The organism is Skermanella sp., from assembly GCF_059503625.1.
Map to the genome: position 1 here is coordinate 1 of NZ_JCACHA010000456.1, position 2,300 is coordinate 2,300.

Below are 2,300 nucleotides of genomic sequence, written 5' to 3' on the forward strand. Positions count from 1 at the left end.
CGGCACCGATCCTTATCTTCGTTCTGGCGTTGATGTTGATGTCGGCACCGTCTCTCTGCCTTTGATTTAAGGCAAGAAATATGTAGTTTCATCTTTGAAATTTAGCTGAAACCATTTTGTTGTTGATAATAATCGACACTGAAAATACAACCTCGAAGTCGCATGATAGATGAATTCTTCAGCACGGCAAGTTTCCATTCTTTCAGGATTGAAATTATCGTGATGAAGTCTCTTTACGAAGCATGCGCTAGTATGAAAAATCCCTGTTTATTGTCAATCAGAAGGAAGTATATACATGCCCACAGTCAATGTCGCGGTCGTCATCGATGTCGAAACCGCGATCACCCAGGCGAGCAACGGCTTTATCACGACGGGTCTGTATATGATCGACACGACCGGATATGTCGGCACGTCCTCCGGCGAGGCGACCAACGAACTGAAGACGACCGTGAATACCGGCTCCGTGCTCGTTTGGACCCCCTACCCGGTCGATCCCGGCACCAACGTGGTGATCTCGGCCGTGACGGGCAACGCGATAAGTAACCAGGTCTTTCAGAAGCTTACCACCACCAACATGACTCCGGCTGGTCAGGCCTATGCAACCTGCGTAATCAACTCGGGCGCCGCGGCCGGCGTGACGACGCAGTACAGCCTGTCCCTGACGATGAACGGCGTGACCTACACCTACGATCCCTACGTCTACGTCGCCTCCTGATCGAGTGCGAACGACGCGAAGACGTGATATTCGACGTTTCGCGTCGGCATTCGCAATCGATGTAGCGGCCTGAGTGGTGACCCACGGTGCCGGTTTCGGCACCGTGGGTTACTTTTGAATATACGATTGGGAATTAAAAACGGGGTCCGAAGGTCAGGGCGACCAAACTCTGGCTCCTCTGCGGTTCCAGGAAGCGCTCTTGGGAATGGGCGGAGTCGCATCCGCCAATGCGGCTGGCATGTCGCCGAGACGGCAGACAGCGTTACGCTGAGCCGTGCCGATTTGGTGAGCTATGCGCAGGACTTGGCGGACGCCGACGCGGTGAAGGCGCGCTTGGCCGCAGGTGAAACCGAGACGTTCTCCTTCGCGGTCGCCGAGCGCCTGCTTGATGGCGAACATCCCGTGACGGTGCTGCGCAAACATCGGGCGTTTACGGTGCGCGGACTTGCGGAAGTGGCCGGGGTGTCGCCGTCGTACCTGTCGGAAATCGAGTCGGGCAAGAAGCCGGGGAGCTTCGACGCGATGGCGCGCCTTGCTGCAGCGCTTCACGTACCGCTGGACCTTCTGGTACGGGCGTGATCGATCCTGTATCGGAAACGGCGGAACCCCGTCACTCCGCCTTTTGCGGCTGCCTTTCGTCAGCGGGAGCCTTTGGCGGGCGGCCCCGCCTGGGAGGATCGACCCGGCGGCCAAGGGCACGTTCGACCTGCTGGCGAAAGCGGTCGGTGCCGGGCACCCAGCCTCTTTGCGTCGCGTCGCGGATCGTCTCCACCTGTTCGTCGGTCAGACCGGGGCCGAACAGTTCGCGATAGGCGGCTCGGCGGGCGGCGACGGTGGCGCCGAGTGCCGTGTAGGTCGCGTGCTCACGAAGCAGTGGGTCTTTGGTCCCCAGGGCGTTGTGCCGGTAGCTCGACCAGGGATAGTCTTCGGGCCGGGTGACCAGATCAGCGCGGACCGGGTTGGATTCGACGTAGCGGTGGCAGACGAGCACATAGCTCTCGCTGTCGAGAATGGTCGATTTGTAACGCCCCTCCCACAGCGTCCCCGTGCGGCGGTACTCCCGGTTGACATGCGAGACATAGCGCCGCCCAAGCGACTGCATGAGACGCGGGATCGATTCGGCCCCGCCGGCGGTGATCACGAGATGGAAATGGTTCGTCATGAGTACGTAGGCGTGGAGGGCGCATCCTTCAGCCGCAACGCCTCAGCCAACCCTCTCAGGAAGACCTGCCGGCATTCTCGCTAAAGAACACCACCTGCCGGTTGTTGCATCGTTGGACTATGTGGTGCGTCTGGTGCGGAAGAATAAGGCGAGTGGGGCGCGGCGTGGCGGGAACCCCTATGTTCAGGAGAGGGTGACACCATGGAGCCAAGGGGAAGCCAATAAATCATTCTCACCACCTTTTCTCATCACCCCTTATCTCGCCCCGATCTTTTCTCTCGATCTTACGGGATTTTCATCCACTTAGCCATATTACTGATGCTTTTTTGGAATTTCTCGCGAGCAGCTTGAATTCTTCTCATTTCCCTTGATTTTGCTTGAAAATTAGTCTCAATTGATAAGGTGTCCGAAGGAGCGAATCCA

At 57.8% G+C, this 2,300-nt stretch carries 2 protein-coding genes and 1 pseudogene; 2 read left to right on the top strand and 1 reads right to left on the bottom strand.

Translation table 11 applies throughout. The annotated features are described in order from the left end of the window. Positions 1-295 precede the first annotated feature (295 nt). Both AC5JJ6_RS10035 and AC5JJ6_RS10040 read left to right on the top strand, forming a co-directional pair. On the top strand, positions 296-715 hold the full coding sequence (locus AC5JJ6_RS10035) for a DUF8788 domain-containing protein (RefSeq protein ID WP_496041904.1): 420 nt from the start codon (positions 296-298) through the stop codon (positions 713-715). A 285-nt stretch (positions 716-1,000) separates the two neighbouring features. Further along, the gene (locus AC5JJ6_RS10040; protein WP_496041905.1) at positions 1,001-1,294 is read left to right on the top strand and encodes a helix-turn-helix domain-containing protein; all 294 of its coding nucleotides are present in this window, start codon (positions 1,001-1,003) and stop codon (positions 1,292-1,294) included. Positions 1,295-1,325: 31 nt separating this feature from the next. On the opposite strand, the pseudogene AC5JJ6_RS10045 reads toward AC5JJ6_RS10040, so the two are convergent. Continuing rightward, positions 1,326-1,895: pseudogene (locus tag AC5JJ6_RS10045) on the bottom strand (transposase); the annotation flags it as partial. Positions 1,896-2,300: the final 405 nt, after the last annotated feature.